Genomic DNA, 19068 nt, shown 5'->3' on the forward strand with positions numbered 1-19068 from the left:
GATGAAGAAAATTATGAATAAGCCGGAAACGCTAGTCCGGGAAATGTGTAATGGACTTGTCTTAGCGCATCCTGAGCTGGATTTCAACGATAAATTCAAAGTGATTTCTAAAAAAGAGATCAACACCGATAAAGTTACACTTATAAGCGGTGGCGGTAGTGGGCATGAACCGGCCCATGCCGGGTTCGTAGGCAGCGGTATGCTGGATGCAGCCGTGTGTGGTGATGTGTTTGCTTCTCCATCCCAGATTCAGGTCTACCAAGCGATCCGTAGCTCTGCTAGTAAAAAGGGAACGCTGCTTATTATTAAGAACTACAGCGGTGACATCATGAACTTTAAAAATGCGGCTCATCTCGCAAGTGAAGATGGCATACAAGTGGAATACGTCAAAGTAGACGATGACATTGCCGTTGAAGACAGTCTCTACACCGTAGGGAAACGAGGGGTGGCCGGAACTGTTCTCGTTCATAAAGTAGCCGGGGCTGCGGCAGAAGCAGGGCTGTCCCTGTCGGAAGTAAAAGAAGCGGCGCAACATGCGATTGACCATGTTCGCACCATCGGCTTCGCCTTTACATCTTGCACCGTTCCTGCCAAAGGAACCCCGACGTTTCATATCGAAGAGGATGAGATGGAATACGGTGTTGGAATTCACGGTGAGCCTGGAATTCGCAGAGAAAAAGCCGTGTCAGCGGATGAACTGGCGCAGCGAATGGTTACGTCCTTGCTGAGCAACTTGCAAATGAACGATGAGTCGCAGCAAGAAGTTGCTGTTCTGATCAATGGATTTGGTGGAACACCACTGCAAGAGCTTTATTTGTTGAATAATTCTGTGATCCGTGAATTGACGGCGAAGAATAAGCAAGTGTTTAAAGTATTTGTCGGCAACTATATGACCAGCATCGATATGGCTGGCGCATCAGTGTCGATTATGAAGCTGGATGAGACGCTGAAGAAATGGTTGTCTGCTCCGTGTGATACACCGGCATTGTCGGTTAAAGGTTCATTTGAGCCTGTGAAATATACGGAAGTCATCAAGGAAGAGAAGGCAGACAGCACGGTATCCTTCAAGAATAATACGGATGCTGAAGCAGCGATAATTAAGAACAACCAGTTTTCCTTACAAAATATCGTATTTTTGATCGATCAAATGAGTGAGGTCATTATCGAGAATGAGGTACCGTTCTGCGAGCTAGACGCCCACGCCGGAGATGGTGATTTTGGGATGAGCGTAGCCAAGGGCTTTAAGCAGTTGAAAGTAGAATGGGAAGATATTCTAGCTAATCATCACAGCGATATCGGTGACTTCCTTGATGCTTGTTCATTGATCATTATGGAGCATTGTGGAGGAGCTTCCGGGCCGATCTGGGGATCGGGCTTCCGCGCTGCGAGCAAGACTGCGCTGCAGAAGCAGGAGTTATCCATTCAGGAATTTGCCAATATGATGCAAGCGGTCGTCAAAGGAATTCAAGATACGGGCGAAAGGTCTTTCGGGAGAGGTGCTGTCGTTGGAGACAAGACTTTAATTGATGCGCTTGTACCTTTTGCGGATGCCTGGACACAAAGCGCAGAACAAGGCGAAGATATAAAGCTGGCAGCTATCAAAGCTGCTGAGGCGGCAGTTCTCGGTGCCCAGAAGACTTCCGATATCGTCGCCCGTATGGGAAGAGCAGGCACGGTAGGTGAACGCAGCATTGGTTATCCGGATGCAGGAGCTTACGCGCTTGGAGTTATTTTCACAGAGCTAGCTAAAGCGATGAGATAAGAGATAATATAAACTGAATCCGGATCTGAATAATGCTACGAAAGTTAAAAGCTGATTAACAGAAATCGACACCCCCTTATCCATTAGGATGAGGGGGTGTTTGTATTTGGAATCATACGCTAACACTCCTCATAAACTGTTCGTTGCAGTTTAGCTAATATCTCGAATATAATGATCTAAATGATAATCGTTATCATTTAATACATGGATAAAGGTGATCTCCTCATGATAAAACACTACATTGGGACTACAGCGTACTGCAGCTCTGCTGAGGGTATAACTTAATGACAAGAAAATCAATTCATAACATCTATAACGGGTATTTCAATGCATTGTTTGAGACTCCGACTATAAGGGACACCACAGAGCGAATGCATTTTTCACAACCTAGTGACCATGGATACGTCGATAGGGTTATCACATCTTCCGGGATCGAAATTGTAGATAGTGATTACCGTTTCACTGAGGATCGTTTAGTCCGAGTTCAATCCGAAGCAGCTATGATTGAGCTAAGCTTTTGTCTACAGGGCAGCGGAGAAGTTCATGTAACAGGCAATAGTCACGAGTTGGTGCCCGACAGTTGTTCATTGCAGCTCATGCGAGATTTCCAAGCCGAATTTCACTATCGCAGTGCTGAACCCATCCGTTTACTGTCCATTGGTGTACCGGTAACACTGTTCGATTCATGGATGGTAGAGCAAGGATCTCTACATACTTGCAGTTTATCCGGGCTGTTAGATACACAATCATTTCGTATGTTCCGTATGCCTATTCTTCCAGAAACCTCCCGAATATTGGTTCAATTGAGAGATTGCCCATATCATACCTCAATGCGCAGGTTATACGCAGAGGGTAAGGCATTAGAACTCCTTTCCGCATATTTGGGCGCTTTTCTTTTTGAGCAGAGTCATACTAAACGTAGCTTGCATTTATCTCGCACTGACCGGGAAAGTATTCGGAGAGCCAGAGAAATCATACTCGAGCAAATGGCAAACCCTCCATCACTCATAGAGCTTTCCAAGCTGGCGGGTATTAACGAATACAAATTAAAAGTTGGTTTTAAGGAAGAGTATGGTACGACTGTATTTGCCTATTTACGGAAGAAACGTTTAGAAAAAGCATGGGAAATCATGCGTTCCGGGGAGAGTAGTGTTAGTCAAACAGCGACGATGGTAGGTTACAACAACTTTAGTCATTTTGCGGAGGCGTTTCGGAAGCAGTATGGAATAAATCCTTCTGAAATAATAAAAAAACGTTAGACAACAAATAAATATCCGCCAAACCGTTATTCAATCCCTCTATCGGTAGTTTAGCCCTATCAGCAGAGTGTATGATCGGACTTGCTAGTAGTGAGAATGATTATCAATAGATTGGAGAGGGTTGGAAAAAATGTTCAGTTTAAAACGTATCTCTTTTGTCGGAATCGCCTTATTCATGATGGTGATGTTGTACGGATGTGGGAATTCAGGGCAGGAGGCTCAAGGGGATAACACCCCACCCGCGGTAACATCTGAACCCGTCGCTACGAATTCCTCCGAAACACGTACCATTAAGGACGCCATGGGAGATGTTGAAATACCGGTAAACCCGGTTAGAATTGCCGATGTATCTGGCTCAACTGAAGAACTTTTAGTGCTTGGATATAAACCTGTGATTACCGGGAATACAGACATGGCTAATTCACTGGAAATCACACCTATTCTAAAAAAAGAACTGCCTAATGTAACGCCCGTTGGATGGTTTCAAACGGAAGTTAACTTAGAAGCGATCAGTGCAGCAAGTCCTGACTTGATACTGGCAGGGCCTACACAAGAGAAAATCTATGATCAACTAAATATGATTGCTCCAACAGTGAGGGTTCCTTATGGCTTTAATGCTTTTAGAGAGCGGTTTGCCTTTGTTGCAGAGGTACTTGATAAGAAAGCAGAAATGGATGAGTGGCTGAAGGCCTATGATCAACGTGCTCAACAACTGCATGATCAAATCACAAAGATAACTAATGAAGAAACGTTTGCGGTAATCGAAGCTACAGAGAAAGAAATCCGGATCTATTCCCGCACAGGTATTGCAGATATGATTTTTAATGATCTTGGATTACTCATCGCGCCAGGTACACCGGAACCAGACCCATGGGGAGGAAAAGTAACAAGTCTAGAAGCACTGTCTACCTTTAATCCAGACCACATCATTTTATTATCTGATAATGACCGGAATGTTCTAGACAAAAGTAAGGTCTGGAGCAGCCTAAAAGCTGTAAAATCGAAAAATATATATCGCATGACAAGCAGACAAAATTACAATGAAGCATTCTTTGCATTGGGGAAAGAGGCATTGCTGGAACAAATCGCTGAACAAATCAAGGAACATATCAACAAGTAAAGCTATTCTGTTTAAAATAAAATGTGTAGCTAAAAAACACTGATCCTAATCTGGATCAGTGTTTTTTTAGTTCGAGATTCTTCCAACTTTATGAATCTAATCAATACATTCAATTTTCCTATGTAGGTTTTTTCATGAAAATCAAAGAATTTGTATATGCTGCATGATTCGCTGGATGTCAGAACTTGGAATCTGATTGTCGTAAATTTGATTTTTGGTGTAATGTTGATTAATCTGATAGGTGCGCCTACCATGGCATTGATTACGAATACTTCCATTTGGGCTAGATTAACAAGTGTGGTGATCTTTCTTCCACGTGATATCATTAAAGCGGTTATTGCAGCCATCATTGCGATATAGCTTAGAATAATCCGCAGGTTTTACATAATTATAAATCAAGAGGAGATTTGATAGGATTATGAATGGTAATTAACTGGATAAGATATAAAAAACAGCACCAAGTAAACAACAATAAATTTTTGAAAAGAAGAGGGAAGTTTTATGCAAAGGATTCAAAATTCTAAAATGTACTTTATATTTATTCACATATTTTTGTTGATCTTATTATGTACCTCAATGTATGCCTATTCTCCATGGATTCGTACTAAAGTGAAGGAAATTCTCGAGCCTGCGGACAAAATCTATACCATTGCTCATCGTGGCGCTTCGGGATATGCTCCTGAGAATACTATACCTGCATTCGAACTAGCCATTGATATGGATACCGATTATATCGAGTTAGACATTCAGTTAACTAAGGATCGTGTTCCTGTTGTTATTCACGATGAAACTATTAATCGTACGACAAATGGAACGGGGTATGTTAAGAATTATACTTTAGAGCAGCTTTCGAAATTAGACGCTGGCTCTTGGTTTAACGAACAATATCCCATGTTTGCTAGGGAACAATATGCTGGATTACGTATTCCGACGTTAGAAGAGGTATTTGAAAGGTTTGGAAAAGAAGTGGACTATATGATTGAGATTAAAGATCCTGCTTTGTATCCGAATATCGAAACCATATTAAACGAACAAATTGAAAAATATAATCTGTCTGATCATGTTTCCGTACATTCATTTAGTGAGGCGAGTTTACGTAAGCTTCATTCGATTAACCCAGAGATCCCGCTTTATCAAATTGTTTGGTATAATATTCCGGTTTACAAAGTACCAGAGTCTTTTATCAATCGGGTGAAAACTTATGCAGTTGGTATTAGCCCTAACTTTCAAAGAATAAATTCCTCCTATGTCGCACAGGTGAAAAATTCGGGTCTAAAGGTATTTCCATACACAGTGAATTATCAAGTGAATATGGACAAAGCCGTGGTTTGGGGCGTAGACGGGGTACATACCAACTTTCCTGACCGTTTTAATGAAGTGATTAAGAATAATAAGAAGTGAGGAAGTACGGAAACGGGAATTCAACTATCGGAAATTCATATGCCGAATACATCGATTTCAGAGACAGGATACCATGTTTTTGAATTTACGTCTTTAAAAAACACTTGAATAGTATAGGTGCCTTTTGTATTAAACGAATAAGTAAATTCGTTAGTTTTGAACCAAAAGTTTTCTTCACTTTTCTTAATTTGTTGATTATCGATAGTTTCTGTTTTATCTGCGGGATCAGTGATCGTAAGTTTTATATCTGAAATTTCTGTTTTTAAATGATCTACTTGTAATAAGGTTGAAAAGGCAAACCGTGAAGGGCTTTTTACCTTACCGAAAATCTCTCCATTGTTATCAAGCAATACCATGTTCACATTTGGCTTGTAGATTCGAACCGTTTTACTTGTTTCATCTAAAGCGATTAAAGCAAACAAATTTTTAGAGAGCTGTTCAACAGGTAAGAGGATGTCCCCCTCGGATATTACTGCTGCCTGTTTTTGCACCACATTATTGAAATATAATGAAACTTCTGATTGGTTCGATGCGGCATAAATCATTGTTCTCGGTAGAATCATTATGCAAAGTGCTAATATAGTCAGTTTAATTATTTTTCTCAATGAAATCTCCTCCTATATTTTTGTTATGTTAATTATACCCATAAGATGGAAGATAGTTTCTTTTATGCAATTAATAAAATAAAAAAAGGTCAGTAGAGGGGATTACCCTTTCCTGACCTTTTTGATGTTAAAATTAAGGAGCGATAGCAAGTAGAAGACTGCTTCCTTTGTTCACCCTAACTAGAACCCTCTCACACTGCTTGGGGGTACTTTTCTATGTTTTTTGAAAGTCCGGCTGAAATAGTAGATATCACTGAAGCCAGTTGTGGTAGCGATTTCAGAAATCGTTAACTGGGTATGCCTTAGCAAATAATCTGCACGGTCTAAACGGACAGCATTTATATATTCCGAAATCGTATGACCAGTTAATTCCTTGAAGAGACGACTGAAATGGAAGCGGCTTAGCCCTGTTAGAGCCGCAAGTTCGTCAACTTGAATGGGCTCCTGGTAATGGGTATCGATATAACGCAAAACAGGTGCGAAGCGTTCAACGGTTTGAATACGTCTTTCTTGCTCAGCCTGTGAGAGTACGGTGACGATATGTCTGCGCAATAGCAACGTTAGCAGGCGGTATAGCTCGGACTTCACGGCCAGCTCATATCCGAATTCGCGAAGTTCCAGTTCCCGAATAATCGCCAGCGCACAGTCTGTAATGTGCTGATCTCCCCGGATATGATTACGTAACAGCAGCTGGTTCTGCTGAATCGGGGCGATGAACTTGGTCTCGGCAGCGTCGCTTACCGCACTATGCAGCAAAGAAGTATCTGCAATGATCGCATAATACAATAAATCAGAAGAAGCGCTCACCCCATAATGCAGCTCGTTGCTGTTCACAGCAACTAAATCACCAGCCCGTACGTTGATCGGTGTTCGTCCGCATTCAAAAACAGCCTCACCGCTTTCGATAAACAGAAACTCAAGATGCTCATGCCAATGATGTGGGAACAACAAAACTCCCTCTTGGTTGAAGCGCTGGGTATGTACTTTAATCGGAAACTCGGGATCCGGCATGTCCATGGGTTCCTGTAGATGTTTATCATAGTCCAACATTTATTGACTGCACCTCCTATAGCACAATTGTACAAATGAAACCGCAAGGTTCTGCATGGTGTTTAGGGTTGAAATCATTATAATACGAATCATAACCTATGCAAAATAAAGGAGAGAGTATTTATGGATATGATCAAAATTGGCGTAATAGGAACCGGCTCTATCTCCAGCATGCACTTAAGTGCTTATCGGAATAATCCGCAGACAATCATATATGCGGTTTGTGACCTGAATGAAGAGCGTGCACGAGCTGTTGCTGCTGAGTATAACGTGGAGAACGTATACACGGATTATCGTGAATTGCTGGCTAATTCCGAAATAGATGCAGTCAGCATCTGCACATGGAACAACTCTCATGCTGAGATTAGCATCGCGGCACTTGAGGCAGGCAAACATGTACTTGTGGAAAAGCCCCTTTGCCGCACGGTGGAAGAAGCGCTTCAGGTTCAGCAGGCAGTGGAAAAGAGCGGTAAAATTTTGCAAGTAGGCTTTGTACGACGTTATGACTCTAATGCCCAGCTACTTCAGACATTGGTGGAACAAGGAGAATTCGGTGAAATCTACTATGCGAAGGCAACGACGTTCCGGAGACTTGGTAATCCCGGCGGCTGGTTCAGTGATATTGAACGCTCCGGCGGCGGACCATTAATTGATATCGGCGTCCATGTGATCGATCTATGCTGGTATTTGATGGGCCGTCCGAATCCAGTATCAGTAAGCGCCAATACTTACCGGAAGCTCGGCAATCGTTCCAATATCAAGAACCTTTCTTTCTATAAAGCCGCTGATTACGACGCAGCGAACAATACGGTGGAAGATTTAGCAAATGCACTAATTCGTTTTGAGAATGGAGCTTCGCTGATGGTTGATGTTAGCTTTACATTGCATGCCAAAGAAGACGAGCGCTCGGTCCGCCTGTACGGTGACAAGGGTGGGTTTGAAATTGATCCTGAGATAGTCCTCGTCAAAGAACAGTCGGATACGATCGTCAATATCTATCCGCAGACCGATCATAAGGGGTTTGAGTTCAACAGTGCATTCCAGAATGAGATTAATCACTTTGCGAACAACATCAGCAACGGCTCTACACCGATTAGTCCTGTGCAGGACGGCGTTACAATCATGAAGATTCTCGGCGCGATCTATGAATCCGCTGCCAAAGGCGAAGAGGTGAAACTATGAAGCTAGGAATCAGTACCTACAGTTTGCATTCAGCTTTTTCAACAGGTGAGCTTACGCTTGAAGGAGTCATTGAGACAATCGCCGATCTGGGCGCGGAGCATGCGGAGATTGTACCCTTGGGCATCAATTTGGTTGAGAATCCTGAGCTAATTGATCAGATTGTACGTACGGCAGCAGGTCGTGGACTAGAGTTGTCTAATTATGCTATCGGGGCGAATTTTGCCGGTCTGGAGACAGCGGAAAGACAGCGTGAAGTCGAACGGGTAAAGCGGGAAGTAGACGTCTGTGCGGCATTAGGCATTCAGCGGATGCGGCATGATGTAGCCTCGTCAAATGATCTATCAATTACGCACTTTTTGGAAGAGCTTCCACATTTAGCTGAAGCCTGTCGGGAAATTGCCGATTATGCCGCAGGTTTGGGAATAACGACCAGTGTGGAGAATCATGGATACTTTATTCAGCACAGCGATCGTGTACAGGCGTTGGTTCACGCAGTAGGAAGAGATAACTTCCGTACAACACTCGACATTGGTAACTTCCTGTGCGCTGATGAGAATCCGCTTATTGCTGTGACTAACAATATTAAGCTTGCTTCGATGGTACATTTCAAAGATTTCTATATTCGTCCGCAGGATCGCCAACCTGGAGAAGGCTGGTTCCAGTCTACTGGTGGGAACTGGTTGAGGGGTGCCATCGTTGGTCAAGGAGACATCGATATGCCGGGCGTCATTCGAACCGTTAAGGAAAGCGGTTACGACGGATATATCTCTGTAGAATTTGAGGGAATGGAAGAGTGCCGTAAGGGGACAAGACTTGGGCTCCAATACATCAAGCGGGTTTGGAACCAAAACTAATTCATTTTAAAGGAGGATTATTGCCATGGTTAAACCAATTATCACTAACAAAATCGGCGTTATCGTAGACAGTTTTCAGGTCGGAGTAAAAGAGGGGTTGCGCAAGGCAAAAGAAGCAGGGGCTGATGGAGTTCAGATTTATGCGGTACAAGGTGAATTTGATCCCGCTAACCTTTCTCCTTCAGCCCGCCGTGAATGGAAGGAATACATCGCTTCACTGGGTCTCGAAATCTCTGCCCTCGTTGGAGATTTAGGCGGACATGGATTTCAGGACCCTGCACAGAACCGTGCCAAAATCGAAAAGTCCAAACGCATTATGGAGCTGGCCAAGGAGCTAGGTACAGATATCGTAACTACACATATCGGTATTGTTCGCTCTGACCACACCAGTGAAATTTATGAAACCATGCACATCGCCTGTGAGGAACTAAGCAGATACGCGCATGAGATGAATTCTTACTTTGCGATTGAGACTGGGCCAGAACCCGCTGCGTGTCTGAAGACGTTCCTCGACGGTTTGGGTTCCAAAGGGGTTTCTGTTAATTTTGACCCGGCCAACATGGTGATGGTGACTGGTGATGATCCCGTGCAAGGTGTTCATACACTAAAAGACTACATTGTACACACCCATGCTAAAGATGGTCTCAAACTTGCCGATATCGATCCACGCGATGTTTACGGTCAATATGGTTATGAAGCACCCGCATTAGACCATGAGAAGATGGCTGAAATGGCCGAGACCGGCTCGGCGTTCCGTGAAGTTCCACTTGGAGCAGGTTCTGTCGACTGGAACAATTATCTGCAAGCGCTGAACGACATCGGTTATACAGGTTTCCTGACCATAGAACGGGAAGTTGGCACTAATCCAGAGGAAGATATCCGCCAGGCTGTGAATTTTTTAAAGGCTTTTCGGGTCTGAGCATGGTAGTAATAATGATTAAATAGTTCATCCAACCTTTGGGATAAAAGAGAAGCTGCCTTACAGGAGAACAGGCCTGTACGGTGGCTTTTTTTATTGCTACAAACAATTTTACATAGTTCAGGATAAGAATCTGATCCAATTGCTAATCTCATTTATTGCAACTTTATCCTCTATTTGGCGTTAAAGAAGAGAGAATACGAAGGGGGAGCCTATATGAAAAAGATAAATCTACTAGCCCTTTTAGCAGTCATTTCAGTAATCATTGTTGGATGTTTCAATACAGGGAATAAGGATAAAGTGAATGAAACCCTGATCGATCTGAGCTCTGTTAATTCCATAACAATCCAGAACGATAGCGGTGAATCCATGACCATAACGGACAATAATTTAATAGAACAATTCAATGAAGCCATACATACTGCTGAGTATGACAGCGCCAAGCTTGATATTGCAGCACCTGATTATGAAGCTACTGTTGAAATGAAGAATAATGAAAACGAAAAGTTCTCATTCTGGATTAAGGGCGAGAATAGTGGTCTTTTCACCAAATCAGGACAAAATGGACATTACAAGCTGCCGGAAACAAAAAAAGTAGTTTTACTTGACTTATTTCAACCCAATGAGCAACAAGTAGAAGCCGATAATCTAAAAATTGACGAGGAAATCAAGCGAATCACAATAGCGAAATCTCTAGCACATGGTTCAGTGAGTGCTAACATAAAGGCTGAATACATAGATCATGAAAGCATAGAAACTTTCGTCCGAGCCATCCGTACCGCTGTACAAATACCAGGAAATTTAAATACCGCAACGCCTAACTACGATATTGTTCTAATTTCAAATAATAATAAATATGCCTTTCATCTATGGATTAACGAAACAAGCGAGCAAGGCATGTTAATGAATGTGAACGAAACAAGCACAGGCTACACACTTACTAAGGAATCAACTATCGAGTTAAAAAAGCTTATATTCTTGGAAGCAAACTTTAAGGGGCTGGAGTTTAATGCAGTACGGAGCTCAAATGGAGAACTGGTGGCTAAACCAATTGGCATAACCGAAAATAACTATCTATTAAACGGTGGGGCAGTGGTTGAATTACAAGGAATCTTATATCATACCATTCATTTTTTCTATGGCGACCATAATGCAGTTAACGCTTTACTAGCCCATGATCCTGCTACGGATGAGGTGATGGTGAAATGGAGCGATGAGCTGATCGATACCGATAACCGTTGGAACAATGCATTTATGAACAACTATAATATGCTAATCAAGTTGGACGAGGATCATCTATTATTTCTGGAATCGGATCTGACGAAAGAAGCTGGGAAATATCATTTGTCCTCTTATAATGTTGTTACAGGAGATATTGAACGACTTCGGGAAGACTTTTGGCCGCTTTCTGATGATTCTGACTACATCTATAAATTCCAGTGGAATGCGGATGAACAAATATTATTTATGCAAAGTTACCTCGGCAATGTATGGTTGTTTGATCTGAGGAAAGGAAAGGACGATGTGCATCTTCTAAAATATCCGGTAATCCCTCACTCGACGACCGGTGCGCCATCCCTGTTTCTTTCACCAACCTTTAAGAGATTTGTACATGATGATGAGAGCGGCCAATTAACCTTTTACGATAATAAAGGAGCTTCGCTACGCACTGTAGCTTTACCACAAGAGCAATATGTACCTTCTGAGAAAATAAAGTGGAACCCGGCGGGCACGATTGCCTGGATGGATACAGCAGAGATGAACCAAAACCGAATCCATGATATCGATATCGATTATTTGAAAATCGCTCCCCAAAAAATTGATTTTTATAATCAGGATGGGCTTCCCATCGGCTCCATTAAGACTGAAAGCGACCAAGAAGATGCAGCGGTTGAAGTTGTAGGATGGATGGACGCTAATGTAGCTGTGATAAAATCCTATTCCGTAGAACTTTTGTACAAGGATACTATAGGGCTGAAGGTTAAGAATGTTTCTTATTATCTCTATGATGTAAAGAAGAAGCAGAAGGGGGCTAGCTTTTCGTCCATCCCCGCCAAAGCAACTGTAATTTTAGATCATCGCCTGGATGATGCTGATAATGAAGGCAATATCACTGTGAGTTTTAAAGAAATTACCTATAAAAAAGGAAATTAAATGAGCCTCGGAAGTTCGCCGCAATGATCACATAAGATCATTGGGAAGCTTCCCGAGGCTTCTTTTTTTAATTTCAAGACAACGGTTAAGAAGACGTTATATTCATCGAGTAAGTCTGTCTCGAATTTTATATTTATCCTGCTGTTGTACGGACTGAGGTTAGTAGGTCTAGTTGGAAACCCTGTACCAGGGTTTCCCCGTTCATAAGATCGGTCTCATACGCCCGTTTGAAGCCTAAGCGATAGTAGAGCTTGATTGCTGAAGCCATCATTTCTGAGGTATGCAGATTTAAAGTGGTGGCTCCTAACTCACGAGATCTCCTAGCAGCTTCGTGAATTAGATGGGTTGCAACACCGAGGCCGCGAGCGGATGGGGATACGGCAAGCAGGCGTAGGATAGGGGAGTGAATGCCTAACTCTGGTTTACCGTAAGCCGTTTCCGAGGAGCTAAACAAGAGTGCGCTACCAATGATTTTCTTGTCGATTTCAGCGATGATCCGCATAATCGGGGCATCGCCATGGACAGATTCAAGAAGTGATTTCCGGTACGCTAGCCACAACGGCTCGGGCATAATTTCCGAGTATTGGTGGTAAGCGTCCAGTATCACTTCAGCGATGGCATCACGGTCATTATTCTCAGCTTCACGGATAATAATCTTTTGTGACATAATCTCGCGATCCCCTTTCAGTTAATGTATAGTTCATACGAATGAAGTCATTATAAACGATAATTCCGAGTTATATAAGGGGTATTTTATTATTTTGATAAATGAATAGAAAAGCTCTATATGAAATAAACATAACAGTCGATTATAAAGGGATTCACTATAGCTTCTGTAGTTTCGAATTTTAAATTATTAATCATTTATGAATGAAATTTTGTGGAAATCCGATTATTTTACACGGAATTTAAGTTGACAAAAAATAGGGGGGTGCATAAGATATAAACAAAATCTATAGGAAAGCATCATTCTATTTCATTGTTTTTTCATCGGAATAGTAAAATTAATATTAGTTTAGGGGGAGTAGGGATGAACATTGAAAATATTGAGGCTTTTGTCTACATTAACCATTATGGAAGCTTCAATAAAGCGGCCGAAGTCCTATATATCTCTCAGCCGACAGTTACGGCACGGATTCAATCGCTCGAAAGGGAATTGGATTGCAGAGTGTTTGATCGGTTAGGTAAGCAGATTAGCCTAACGGATAAAGGTAAGCAATTTCTTCCCTATGCCCAGCAGATTCTCCAGATCTATCAGAACGGTAAATATCAGGTTCAGGCCAAGGGGCTTATTCCAAATGAACTGAGGATCGGCAGTACTGTCTCGGTATCCAATTATTTAATGCCGCATCTGATGCTTCATTTGAAGCGCAGGTATCCGCATATCACGATCAAGCTGACGACAGCTTCTACGGAAGTATTGATTGATAAGCTGAAATCGAAAGAGCTAGATCTGGCTTTTATCCGTAAGGTCGTAAATCCAGCCATTCAAGCCTTTCCTTTCTGCGAAGACCCCATTTCGCTGTATGTAGAGAAGGGGCATCGCTTAGCTAAGGCACAACGTACATCGCTGGAAGATATTCGCCAGGAGACGTTAGTCTTTTTTGAATGCGGGTCTTTGGATTGGATGCGACTGCATCGTGTATTTGAGAGCATGGAACAGCCACCGAAAATTGAATATCAGGTGGATAACCTGGAGACAGCCAAGAAGCTGGTGTTGAAAAAAGCAGGTATCTGTTTCCTTCCGGCACTTAGTGTGCAAGAGGAAGTAGCAGCTGGGACGTTAGTACGGGTAGATATTGCGGAGACGGAAGGCATCTCCTTACGTACCAGCCTGATTTCACTAAATGGGGAGAACGCTGAATTCATAGAAACTCTACTTGAACTCGGGATTGGTAAAACGGGAGATCGACTAATTGTATAGATGTATTAAAAAACTCTATTAGCGCATGGACACATGCAGTGATAAAGTTAATTGCATATAATGACGACTATTTCTATAGGAATTATAAATTTAATTTCGGAAGGATGGAGGGCTTGCGATGAGTGAGACATACAGACTGGCAGAACTGCAAGATGCGGAGATTTTGCTTGAGGTTACATATCGTGCGTATGAGCTGATTCGTGAGCTCGGGCTGCATTGGCCGGCGGCTACAGCTGACTTGGCACTTATTGAAGACAATATTGCTACGAATGAGTGTTATGTGCTTGAAGTTGATGGAACGATAGTTGCGACGATAACACTTTCAAAAGAAGAAGAGATTAAGAAGATTAGCCCACTGCCTTTTATTAAATGGTTTGCTGCTCATCCGGATTACAGTAACAGAGGTTATGGTGGAAAGCTTCTAGATTGGGTGGAAGAGCACATTATTGCTGGACAATTGGGTTCGGCTGCGGTCACGCTGGCAACGGCGAAGATGCACCCATGGTTAGTTCAAATGTATGAACGCCGGGGGTATGAACGGTTTCTGGAACTGGATCAGCAGAATGGTGACGGCATTATGTTTCTGATGAAAAAAACACTTATAGATAAACCACAAATCATTCAAAGGGGATAGAACAATGAAAAAGTCCATTTCATTAGTAATTGCATCGTTATTGACACTGGCGATAGCAGGTTGCGGAAATAACAGCACGAACAGTAGTCAGAATGGAAATGCAGCCGAAGCTTCGGCAACGGCAAATAGTTCGACAAAGGTAACTAAGATCATCGTAGGTACGGGTACTGCTTTTCCGAAGGTCTGCTTCATAGATGAGAACGGCAAGCTTACAGGCTTCGATGTGGAACTGCTCAAAGAAATCGATAAGCAGCTGCCTGAATATGAATTCGAGTTTCAAACCATGGATTTCAGCAATTTACTGCTGAGTTTGGAAACTAAAAAAATCGACCTGGTTGCCCATGTCATGGAGAAAAATCCGGAGCGGGAGTTGAAATATTCTTTTAACAAAGAAGCCTATGCCCATTGGAGAAACCGCATCGTAGTGGCGAAGGATAATGACTCGATCCAATCACTGGATGATCTTAAAGGGAAAAAGGTATTAGTCGGTGCGACAAGCGCACAAGCGCAAATTCTGGAGAACTACAATAAAGAGCACGACAATGCGATTAATATCGTGTATCAGAACGGTGCAGCGAATGATACCGTCGCACAGATTAGTACTGGGCGTGTGGACGCTACGCTGGCTGCAGATTTTGTCCTGCCGATCATTGATCCGCAGAGTCAGCTAAAAGCTACGGGCGACGAGCTGTCCTCCGCGGACATTCTCTATGTTTTCCGTAAGGATGATGCCGATTCACAAAAGCTGTCAGATGCGATTGACAGTGCGATTAAAGAGCTGAAGACGGACGGAACACTGGGTAAGCTGAGCACGGAATGGCTGGGTGCGGATGTTACAGCGGATTCGGTTAAATGATTGAGCCGGTGAGCACGGGAAGGGAGGGAATATATGGGCGCACAGTTTGATATCAGTTTTGTATTTTCGTTTTTGCCTAAGTTACTAGGGACTTTAAGCACCACGCTTCTGATTGTCGCCTGTTCTCTACTGACAGGAATTATTGTCGGCTTTCTCGTAGCTCTGCCAAGACTTTATAAAGTGCCTGTGTTAAAGACCCTCTCCGAAATCTATATTTCTTTTTTTCGGGGAACTCCGATTCTTATCCAGCTCTTCTTGTTTTATTATGGTCTGCCTGAAATCATGAAGCTGGTCCATGTGGATATGACCCGAACTCCAGTACTTGTCTTTGTTATTCTAACCTACGGTCTGCATACGGGAGCATACATGTCTGAAATGATTAGGGCTTCAGTGATGGCGGTGGATAAGGGGCAGGTGGAGGCTGCATACGCTGCAGGGATGACGGGGTTTCAAGCTTTTACACGAATCGTGCTGCCCCAAGCGCTAGGTATAGCAGTTCCTGTATTCTCTAATCTAGTAATTGCACTACTGAAAGATACATCATTAGCTTTTACCCTCGGGGTGATGGAAATGTCAGGTAAGGCTCAGACGCTTGGCAGCTTAACACAGCATTTTATTGAAACCTATATCGCGCTTGCGCTTATCTATCTGGTCATCAGCTTTACGATTGAGAAGCTGCTGCTTGTAGCAGAACACCATCTGCTACGGCATGAAAGACGAAATACGCCTGAGAAAAAATTGTTTAAAATCAACAAAAGCTGGTCCTACCGACGCATCATTGCAGAACTGGGACCTGGCAAAGGAGGCACCGGATTATGAAACTGGACCCATCGTTTATATGGACTGCTCTGGTACAAATTCTGAGTGCAATTCCTACGACCTTATATATTACCGTTGTCTCTGTATTGATTGGTTTTGTGATTGGAGTGGCTGTAGCCTTGATCCGGCTATACAGAGTTCCACTGCTGCATCCGCTGGCCGTCGGTTATGTTACGTTCATCCGCGGGACACCGATGCTGACGCATCTGCTGCTTATATATTTTGGGCTTCCTGTGCTCATTGATGGTCTGGCGGCGCATTTCGGCTGGAGCTTTAGGTCGGTTTCGATTCCGATGATCGGTTTTGCTTATATTTCATTCTCGATTACTGCTGGAGCTTATATGTCTGAGGTCGTCCGTTCCGGTCTGCTCGCTGTGGATCGTGGTCAGCTAGAAGCGGCCCACTCTATCGGTATGACTACGCCCCAAGCACTAAAGCGGATTGTTTTTCCTCAAGCGCTGGCGGCAAGTCTGCCTAATCTTTCGAATTCAGTAATCGGTATGCTGCACGGATCTACCCTTGCTTTTACGGTTTCGGTGGTGGATATCAATGCTAAGGCACAGATTGTGGCTTCAACGAACTGGAAGTTTTTCGAGGCATATCTGGCGGCAGCACTGATCTTCTGGGCACTAACGTTTCTGATCGAACGCGTGACATCGGTCATTGAGAAAAGGATTAATCTGTACAATCGAGGTGGAGTAGCATGATCAAACTTGCGCAAATTTCGAAGTCATTCGGTCGGAATCAGGTGTTAAACAATATAGATTTAACGGTGACGAAGGGAGAGGTTGTCGTCATTCTCGGCCCCAGTGGCTCCGGCAAAACGACTCTCTTACGTTGCGTGAATTATCTGGAGAAGCCAAGCAGCGGAGAGATCGCCATTGGCGATTTCAAAGTGAACTGCAAACATGCCCGCAAAAAGGAGATTCATCAGCTTAGGCAAAAAACGGCAATGGTATTTCAGCAGTACAATTTGTTCCGTCATAAAACCGCGCTGGAGAACGTGATGGAAGGCCTGTTAATTGTCAAAAAGCTTCCGAAGGACGAAGCGAGAAAGCGGAGCATAGCACTGCTTGAAAAGGTTGGTCTTGCCAGCAAGCTGGATGCTTACCCGAGTCAGCTGTCCGGAGGTCAGCAGCAGCGTGTAGGGATTGCCCGAGCCTTGGCGCTTGAGCCAGAGGTTATATTGTTCGACGAACCAACATCGGCGCTGGACCCTGAGCTAGTGGGTGAGGTGCTGGCTGTTATCCGAAAAATTGCCAAGGAAGGCATCACAATGATTGTAGTCACCCATGAAATGGGGTTTGCTCGTGATGTGGCGAATCATGTGGTTTTTATGGACGGAGGCGTCATTGTTGAAGAAGGAACGCCGACTGAGCTGTTTAATCATCCGCGCGAAGAAAGAACGAAGCAGTTCCTGAAGCGAATCACACCTGAATTTAACTATTCCATATAGGAGGAAAAACAATGGCTATTACAATCAGCGTACTTGATCAAAGTCCGATCTATCCGGGAGAAACGCCAGAGGAAGCATTCCAGCATACCATTAAGCTGGCACAACAGTCTGAGGAGCTTGGATTTCATCGATTCTGGGTTTCCGAGCATCATGACTCTGAGCAGGTAGCCGGTTCTTCTCCAGAAGTACTCATCTCACATCTGCTGGCCAAAACAGAGCGCATCCGCATTGGCTCCGGTGGCATCATGCTCCAGCATTACAGTCCGTACAAGGTGGCGGAGAACTTCAATGTGCTGTCTACACTGGCTCCTGGCCGAGTGGATCTCGGAGTGGGACGCGCTCCCGGTGGACTCCCGCGCAGCACACAAGCGCTTCAGCAGGAAAGAACCGAATCCCCTAGCTTAACGGACAAAATCATCGAGTTGGAGAAATATGTGCATAACCGGCTCGAAGAAAACCACCCGCTGGCTGGTTTGAAGGCAGGTCCCCTTCCTGGTATTCCGCCTGAGCTGTATGTGCTTGGCGCGAGTGTAGGCAGTGCAGAGATTGCTGCTGAACTTGGATTACCTTATGTGTTCTCCCTATTTATTAATAGCGATAAGACAGTAGCGCTAGATGCTATTCGTGCTTACCGAAGCGGTTTTGTTTCTTCACAGGGCAGACAACCGCAAGCAATTATCGCTTTAGCACTAGTGGTGGCTGAGACCGAAGAGGAAGCGAAAGAACTGGCGGGCGCACATAAGTTGATTCGGATTCAGCTGGCAAGCGGGAAGAAGCTAACCGTTGGAACCCGGGAACAGGCGGAGGAGTTTGCCCGCCAGAGCAATGAAGCATACACGATTGAAGAGTTGGAACCAGAGATTACCAAAGGAACAAAGAACTCTGTACGTGAACAGCTGTTGGCACTTTCAGAGGCATCCGGTGTTGAGGAGTTCATCATAACTACGAATGTGCAGCCTTTTGACAAAAGGTACCGCTCCTTTGAGCTCCTGAGCGAAGCAATCGCTGAAGTGCCGGCAGAGGCATAAGCGGGCGGATCAGGATCACACAACAAATCGTTTAAAGGAGGGTGA

The 19068-nt window shown here is 43.7% G+C and carries 19 protein-coding genes; 16 read left to right on the forward strand and 3 right to left on the reverse strand.

The features are described from left to right. Position 1: 1 nt before the first annotated feature. The 5 genes from dhaK (at position 2) to H70737_RS14460 (ending at position 5542) form a co-directional block, all read left to right on the forward strand. Positions 2–1762: a dihydroxyacetone kinase subunit DhaK gene (gene dhaK, locus H70737_RS30335; RefSeq protein WP_042188271.1), complete on the forward strand. Its 1761-nt coding sequence runs from the start codon at positions 2–4 to the stop codon at positions 1760–1762. Positions 1763–2046: 284 nt separating this feature from the next. Further along, on the forward strand, positions 2047–3021 hold the full coding sequence (locus H70737_RS14445; RefSeq protein ID WP_042188273.1) for a helix-turn-helix domain-containing protein: 975 nt from the start codon (positions 2047–2049) through the stop codon (positions 3019–3021). Between the two features lie 130 nt (positions 3022–3151). Then, positions 3152–4141, forward strand: coding sequence for an ABC transporter substrate-binding protein (locus tag H70737_RS14450; RefSeq protein ID WP_042188275.1), 990 nt, complete (start codon positions 3152–3154; stop codon positions 4139–4141). 156 nt (positions 4142–4297) lie between these two features. Continuing rightward, positions 4298–4501, forward strand: a complete 204-nt coding sequence (locus tag H70737_RS14455; protein ID WP_052404293.1) for a biotin transporter BioY — start codon at positions 4298–4300, stop codon at positions 4499–4501. A 141-nt stretch (positions 4502–4642) separates the two neighbouring features. Beyond that, positions 4643–5542: a glycerophosphodiester phosphodiesterase gene (locus tag H70737_RS14460; protein WP_052404294.1), complete on the forward strand. Its 900-nt coding sequence runs from the start codon at positions 4643–4645 to the stop codon at positions 5540–5542. 35 nt (positions 5543–5577) lie between these two features. Here the strand turns inward: H70737_RS14460 and H70737_RS14465 are convergent, their stop codons facing one another. Together H70737_RS14465 and H70737_RS14470 are read right to left on the reverse strand one after the other, a co-directional pair. Then, on the reverse strand, positions 5578–6147 hold the full coding sequence (locus H70737_RS14465; protein ID WP_052404295.1) for a hypothetical protein: 570 nt from the start codon (positions 6145–6147) through the stop codon (positions 5578–5580). Positions 6148–6327: 180 nt separating this feature from the next. Beyond that, on the reverse strand, positions 6328–7197 hold the full coding sequence (locus H70737_RS14470) for a helix-turn-helix domain-containing protein (protein ID WP_042188277.1): 870 nt from the start codon (positions 7195–7197) through the stop codon (positions 6328–6330). 123 nt (positions 7198–7320) lie between these two features. Between H70737_RS14470 and H70737_RS14475 the strand changes: the two genes are divergently transcribed. From H70737_RS14475 to H70737_RS14490, 4 genes are all read left to right on the forward strand, one after another. Beyond that, positions 7321–8379 (forward strand): Gfo/Idh/MocA family protein, encoded by a 1059-nt coding sequence (locus H70737_RS14475; RefSeq protein WP_042188278.1) that lies wholly within the window; start codon positions 7321–7323, stop codon positions 8377–8379. After that, entirely contained in the window at positions 8376–9233 is an 858-nt protein-coding gene (locus H70737_RS14480) for a sugar phosphate isomerase/epimerase family protein (protein ID WP_042188280.1), read from the forward strand. Before H70737_RS14475 ends, H70737_RS14480 begins: the two co-directional genes overlap by 4 nt. 25 nt (positions 9234–9258) lie before the next feature. Next, positions 9259–10152 (forward strand): sugar phosphate isomerase/epimerase family protein, encoded by an 894-nt coding sequence (locus tag H70737_RS14485; protein ID WP_042188283.1) that lies wholly within the window; start codon positions 9259–9261, stop codon positions 10150–10152. A 216-nt stretch (positions 10153–10368) separates the two neighbouring features. Continuing rightward, entirely contained in the window at positions 10369–12306 is a 1938-nt protein-coding gene (locus H70737_RS14490) for a YhfM domain-containing protein (RefSeq protein WP_042188285.1), read from the forward strand. 133 nt (positions 12307–12439) lie between these two features. Here the strand turns inward: H70737_RS14490 and H70737_RS14495 are convergent, their stop codons facing one another. Continuing rightward, positions 12440–12973: a GNAT family N-acetyltransferase gene (locus H70737_RS14495; RefSeq protein WP_042188288.1), complete on the reverse strand. Its 534-nt coding sequence runs from the start codon at positions 12971–12973 to the stop codon at positions 12440–12442. A gap of 363 nt (positions 12974–13336) precedes the next feature. On the opposite strand from H70737_RS14495, the gene H70737_RS14500 reads away from it, so the two are divergent. From H70737_RS14500 to H70737_RS14530, 7 genes are all read left to right on the forward strand, one after another. Further along, positions 13337–14230 (forward strand): LysR family transcriptional regulator, encoded by an 894-nt coding sequence (locus H70737_RS14500; protein ID WP_042188290.1) that lies wholly within the window; start codon positions 13337–13339, stop codon positions 14228–14230. A gap of 118 nt (positions 14231–14348) precedes the next feature. Then, on the forward strand, positions 14349–14864 hold the full coding sequence (locus H70737_RS14505; protein WP_042188291.1) for a GNAT family N-acetyltransferase: 516 nt from the start codon (positions 14349–14351) through the stop codon (positions 14862–14864). Between the two features lie 4 nt (positions 14865–14868). Next, positions 14869–15720 (forward strand): transporter substrate-binding domain-containing protein, encoded by an 852-nt coding sequence (locus H70737_RS14510; protein ID WP_042188293.1) that lies wholly within the window; start codon positions 14869–14871, stop codon positions 15718–15720. 33 nt (positions 15721–15753) lie between these two features. Continuing rightward, positions 15754–16539, forward strand: coding sequence for an amino acid ABC transporter permease (locus H70737_RS14515; RefSeq protein ID WP_042188294.1), 786 nt, complete (start codon positions 15754–15756; stop codon positions 16537–16539). Further along, complete coding sequence (locus H70737_RS14520; RefSeq protein WP_042188296.1) at positions 16536–17246, forward strand: amino acid ABC transporter permease; 711 nt, start codon at positions 16536–16538, stop codon at positions 17244–17246. The genes H70737_RS14515 and H70737_RS14520 overlap by 4 nt, the downstream gene beginning before the upstream one ends. Beyond that, the gene (locus tag H70737_RS14525) at positions 17243–17995 is read left to right on the forward strand and encodes an amino acid ABC transporter ATP-binding protein (RefSeq protein WP_042188298.1); all 753 of its coding nucleotides are present in this window, start codon (positions 17243–17245) and stop codon (positions 17993–17995) included. The genes H70737_RS14520 and H70737_RS14525 overlap by 4 nt, the downstream gene beginning before the upstream one ends. Before the next feature lie 11 nt (positions 17996–18006). Beyond that, entirely contained in the window at positions 18007–19023 is a 1017-nt protein-coding gene (locus H70737_RS14530; RefSeq protein WP_042188300.1) for an LLM class flavin-dependent oxidoreductase, read from the forward strand. Positions 19024–19068: the final 45 nt, after the last annotated feature.

This window comes from Paenibacillus sp. FSL H7-0737, from assembly GCF_000758545.1.
GTDB lineage: Bacteria > Bacillota > Bacilli > Paenibacillales > Paenibacillaceae > Paenibacillus_AQ.

Excerpts from the sequence above, each read along its gene's own strand:
- dhaK (WP_042188271.1), top strand. The coding sequence starts at position 2 with ATGAAGAAAATTATGAATAAGCCGGAAACGCTAGTCCGGGAAATGTGT.
- H70737_RS14445 (WP_042188273.1), top strand. The coding sequence starts at position 2,047 with ATGACAAGAAAATCAATTCATAACATCTATAACGGGTATTTCAATGCA.
- H70737_RS14450 (WP_042188275.1), top strand. The coding sequence starts at position 3,152 with ATGTTCAGTTTAAAACGTATCTCTTTTGTCGGAATCGCCTTATTCATG.
- H70737_RS14455 (WP_052404293.1), top strand. The coding sequence starts at position 4,298 with ATGCTGCATGATTCGCTGGATGTCAGAACTTGGAATCTGATTGTCGTA.
- H70737_RS14460 (WP_052404294.1), top strand. The coding sequence starts at position 4,643 with ATGCAAAGGATTCAAAATTCTAAAATGTACTTTATATTTATTCACATA.
- H70737_RS14470 (WP_042188277.1), bottom strand. The coding sequence starts at position 7,197 with ATGTTGGACTATGATAAACATCTACAGGAACCCATGGACATGCCGGAT.
- H70737_RS14475 (WP_042188278.1), top strand. The coding sequence starts at position 7,321 with ATGGATATGATCAAAATTGGCGTAATAGGAACCGGCTCTATCTCCAGC.
- H70737_RS14480 (WP_042188280.1), top strand. The coding sequence starts at position 8,376 with ATGAAGCTAGGAATCAGTACCTACAGTTTGCATTCAGCTTTTTCAACA.
- H70737_RS14485 (WP_042188283.1), top strand. The coding sequence starts at position 9,259 with ATGGTTAAACCAATTATCACTAACAAAATCGGCGTTATCGTAGACAGT.
- H70737_RS14490 (WP_042188285.1), top strand. The coding sequence starts at position 10,369 with ATGAAAAAGATAAATCTACTAGCCCTTTTAGCAGTCATTTCAGTAATC.
- H70737_RS14495 (WP_042188288.1), bottom strand. The coding sequence starts at position 12,973 with ATGTCACAAAAGATTATTATCCGTGAAGCTGAGAATAATGACCGTGAT.
- H70737_RS14500 (WP_042188290.1), top strand. The coding sequence starts at position 13,337 with ATGAACATTGAAAATATTGAGGCTTTTGTCTACATTAACCATTATGGA.
- H70737_RS14505 (WP_042188291.1), top strand. The coding sequence starts at position 14,349 with ATGAGTGAGACATACAGACTGGCAGAACTGCAAGATGCGGAGATTTTG.
- H70737_RS14510 (WP_042188293.1), top strand. The coding sequence starts at position 14,869 with ATGAAAAAGTCCATTTCATTAGTAATTGCATCGTTATTGACACTGGCG.
- H70737_RS14515 (WP_042188294.1), top strand. The coding sequence starts at position 15,754 with ATGGGCGCACAGTTTGATATCAGTTTTGTATTTTCGTTTTTGCCTAAG.
- H70737_RS14520 (WP_042188296.1), top strand. The coding sequence starts at position 16,536 with ATGAAACTGGACCCATCGTTTATATGGACTGCTCTGGTACAAATTCTG.
- H70737_RS14525 (WP_042188298.1), top strand. The coding sequence starts at position 17,243 with ATGATCAAACTTGCGCAAATTTCGAAGTCATTCGGTCGGAATCAGGTG.
- H70737_RS14530 (WP_042188300.1), top strand. The coding sequence starts at position 18,007 with ATGGCTATTACAATCAGCGTACTTGATCAAAGTCCGATCTATCCGGGA.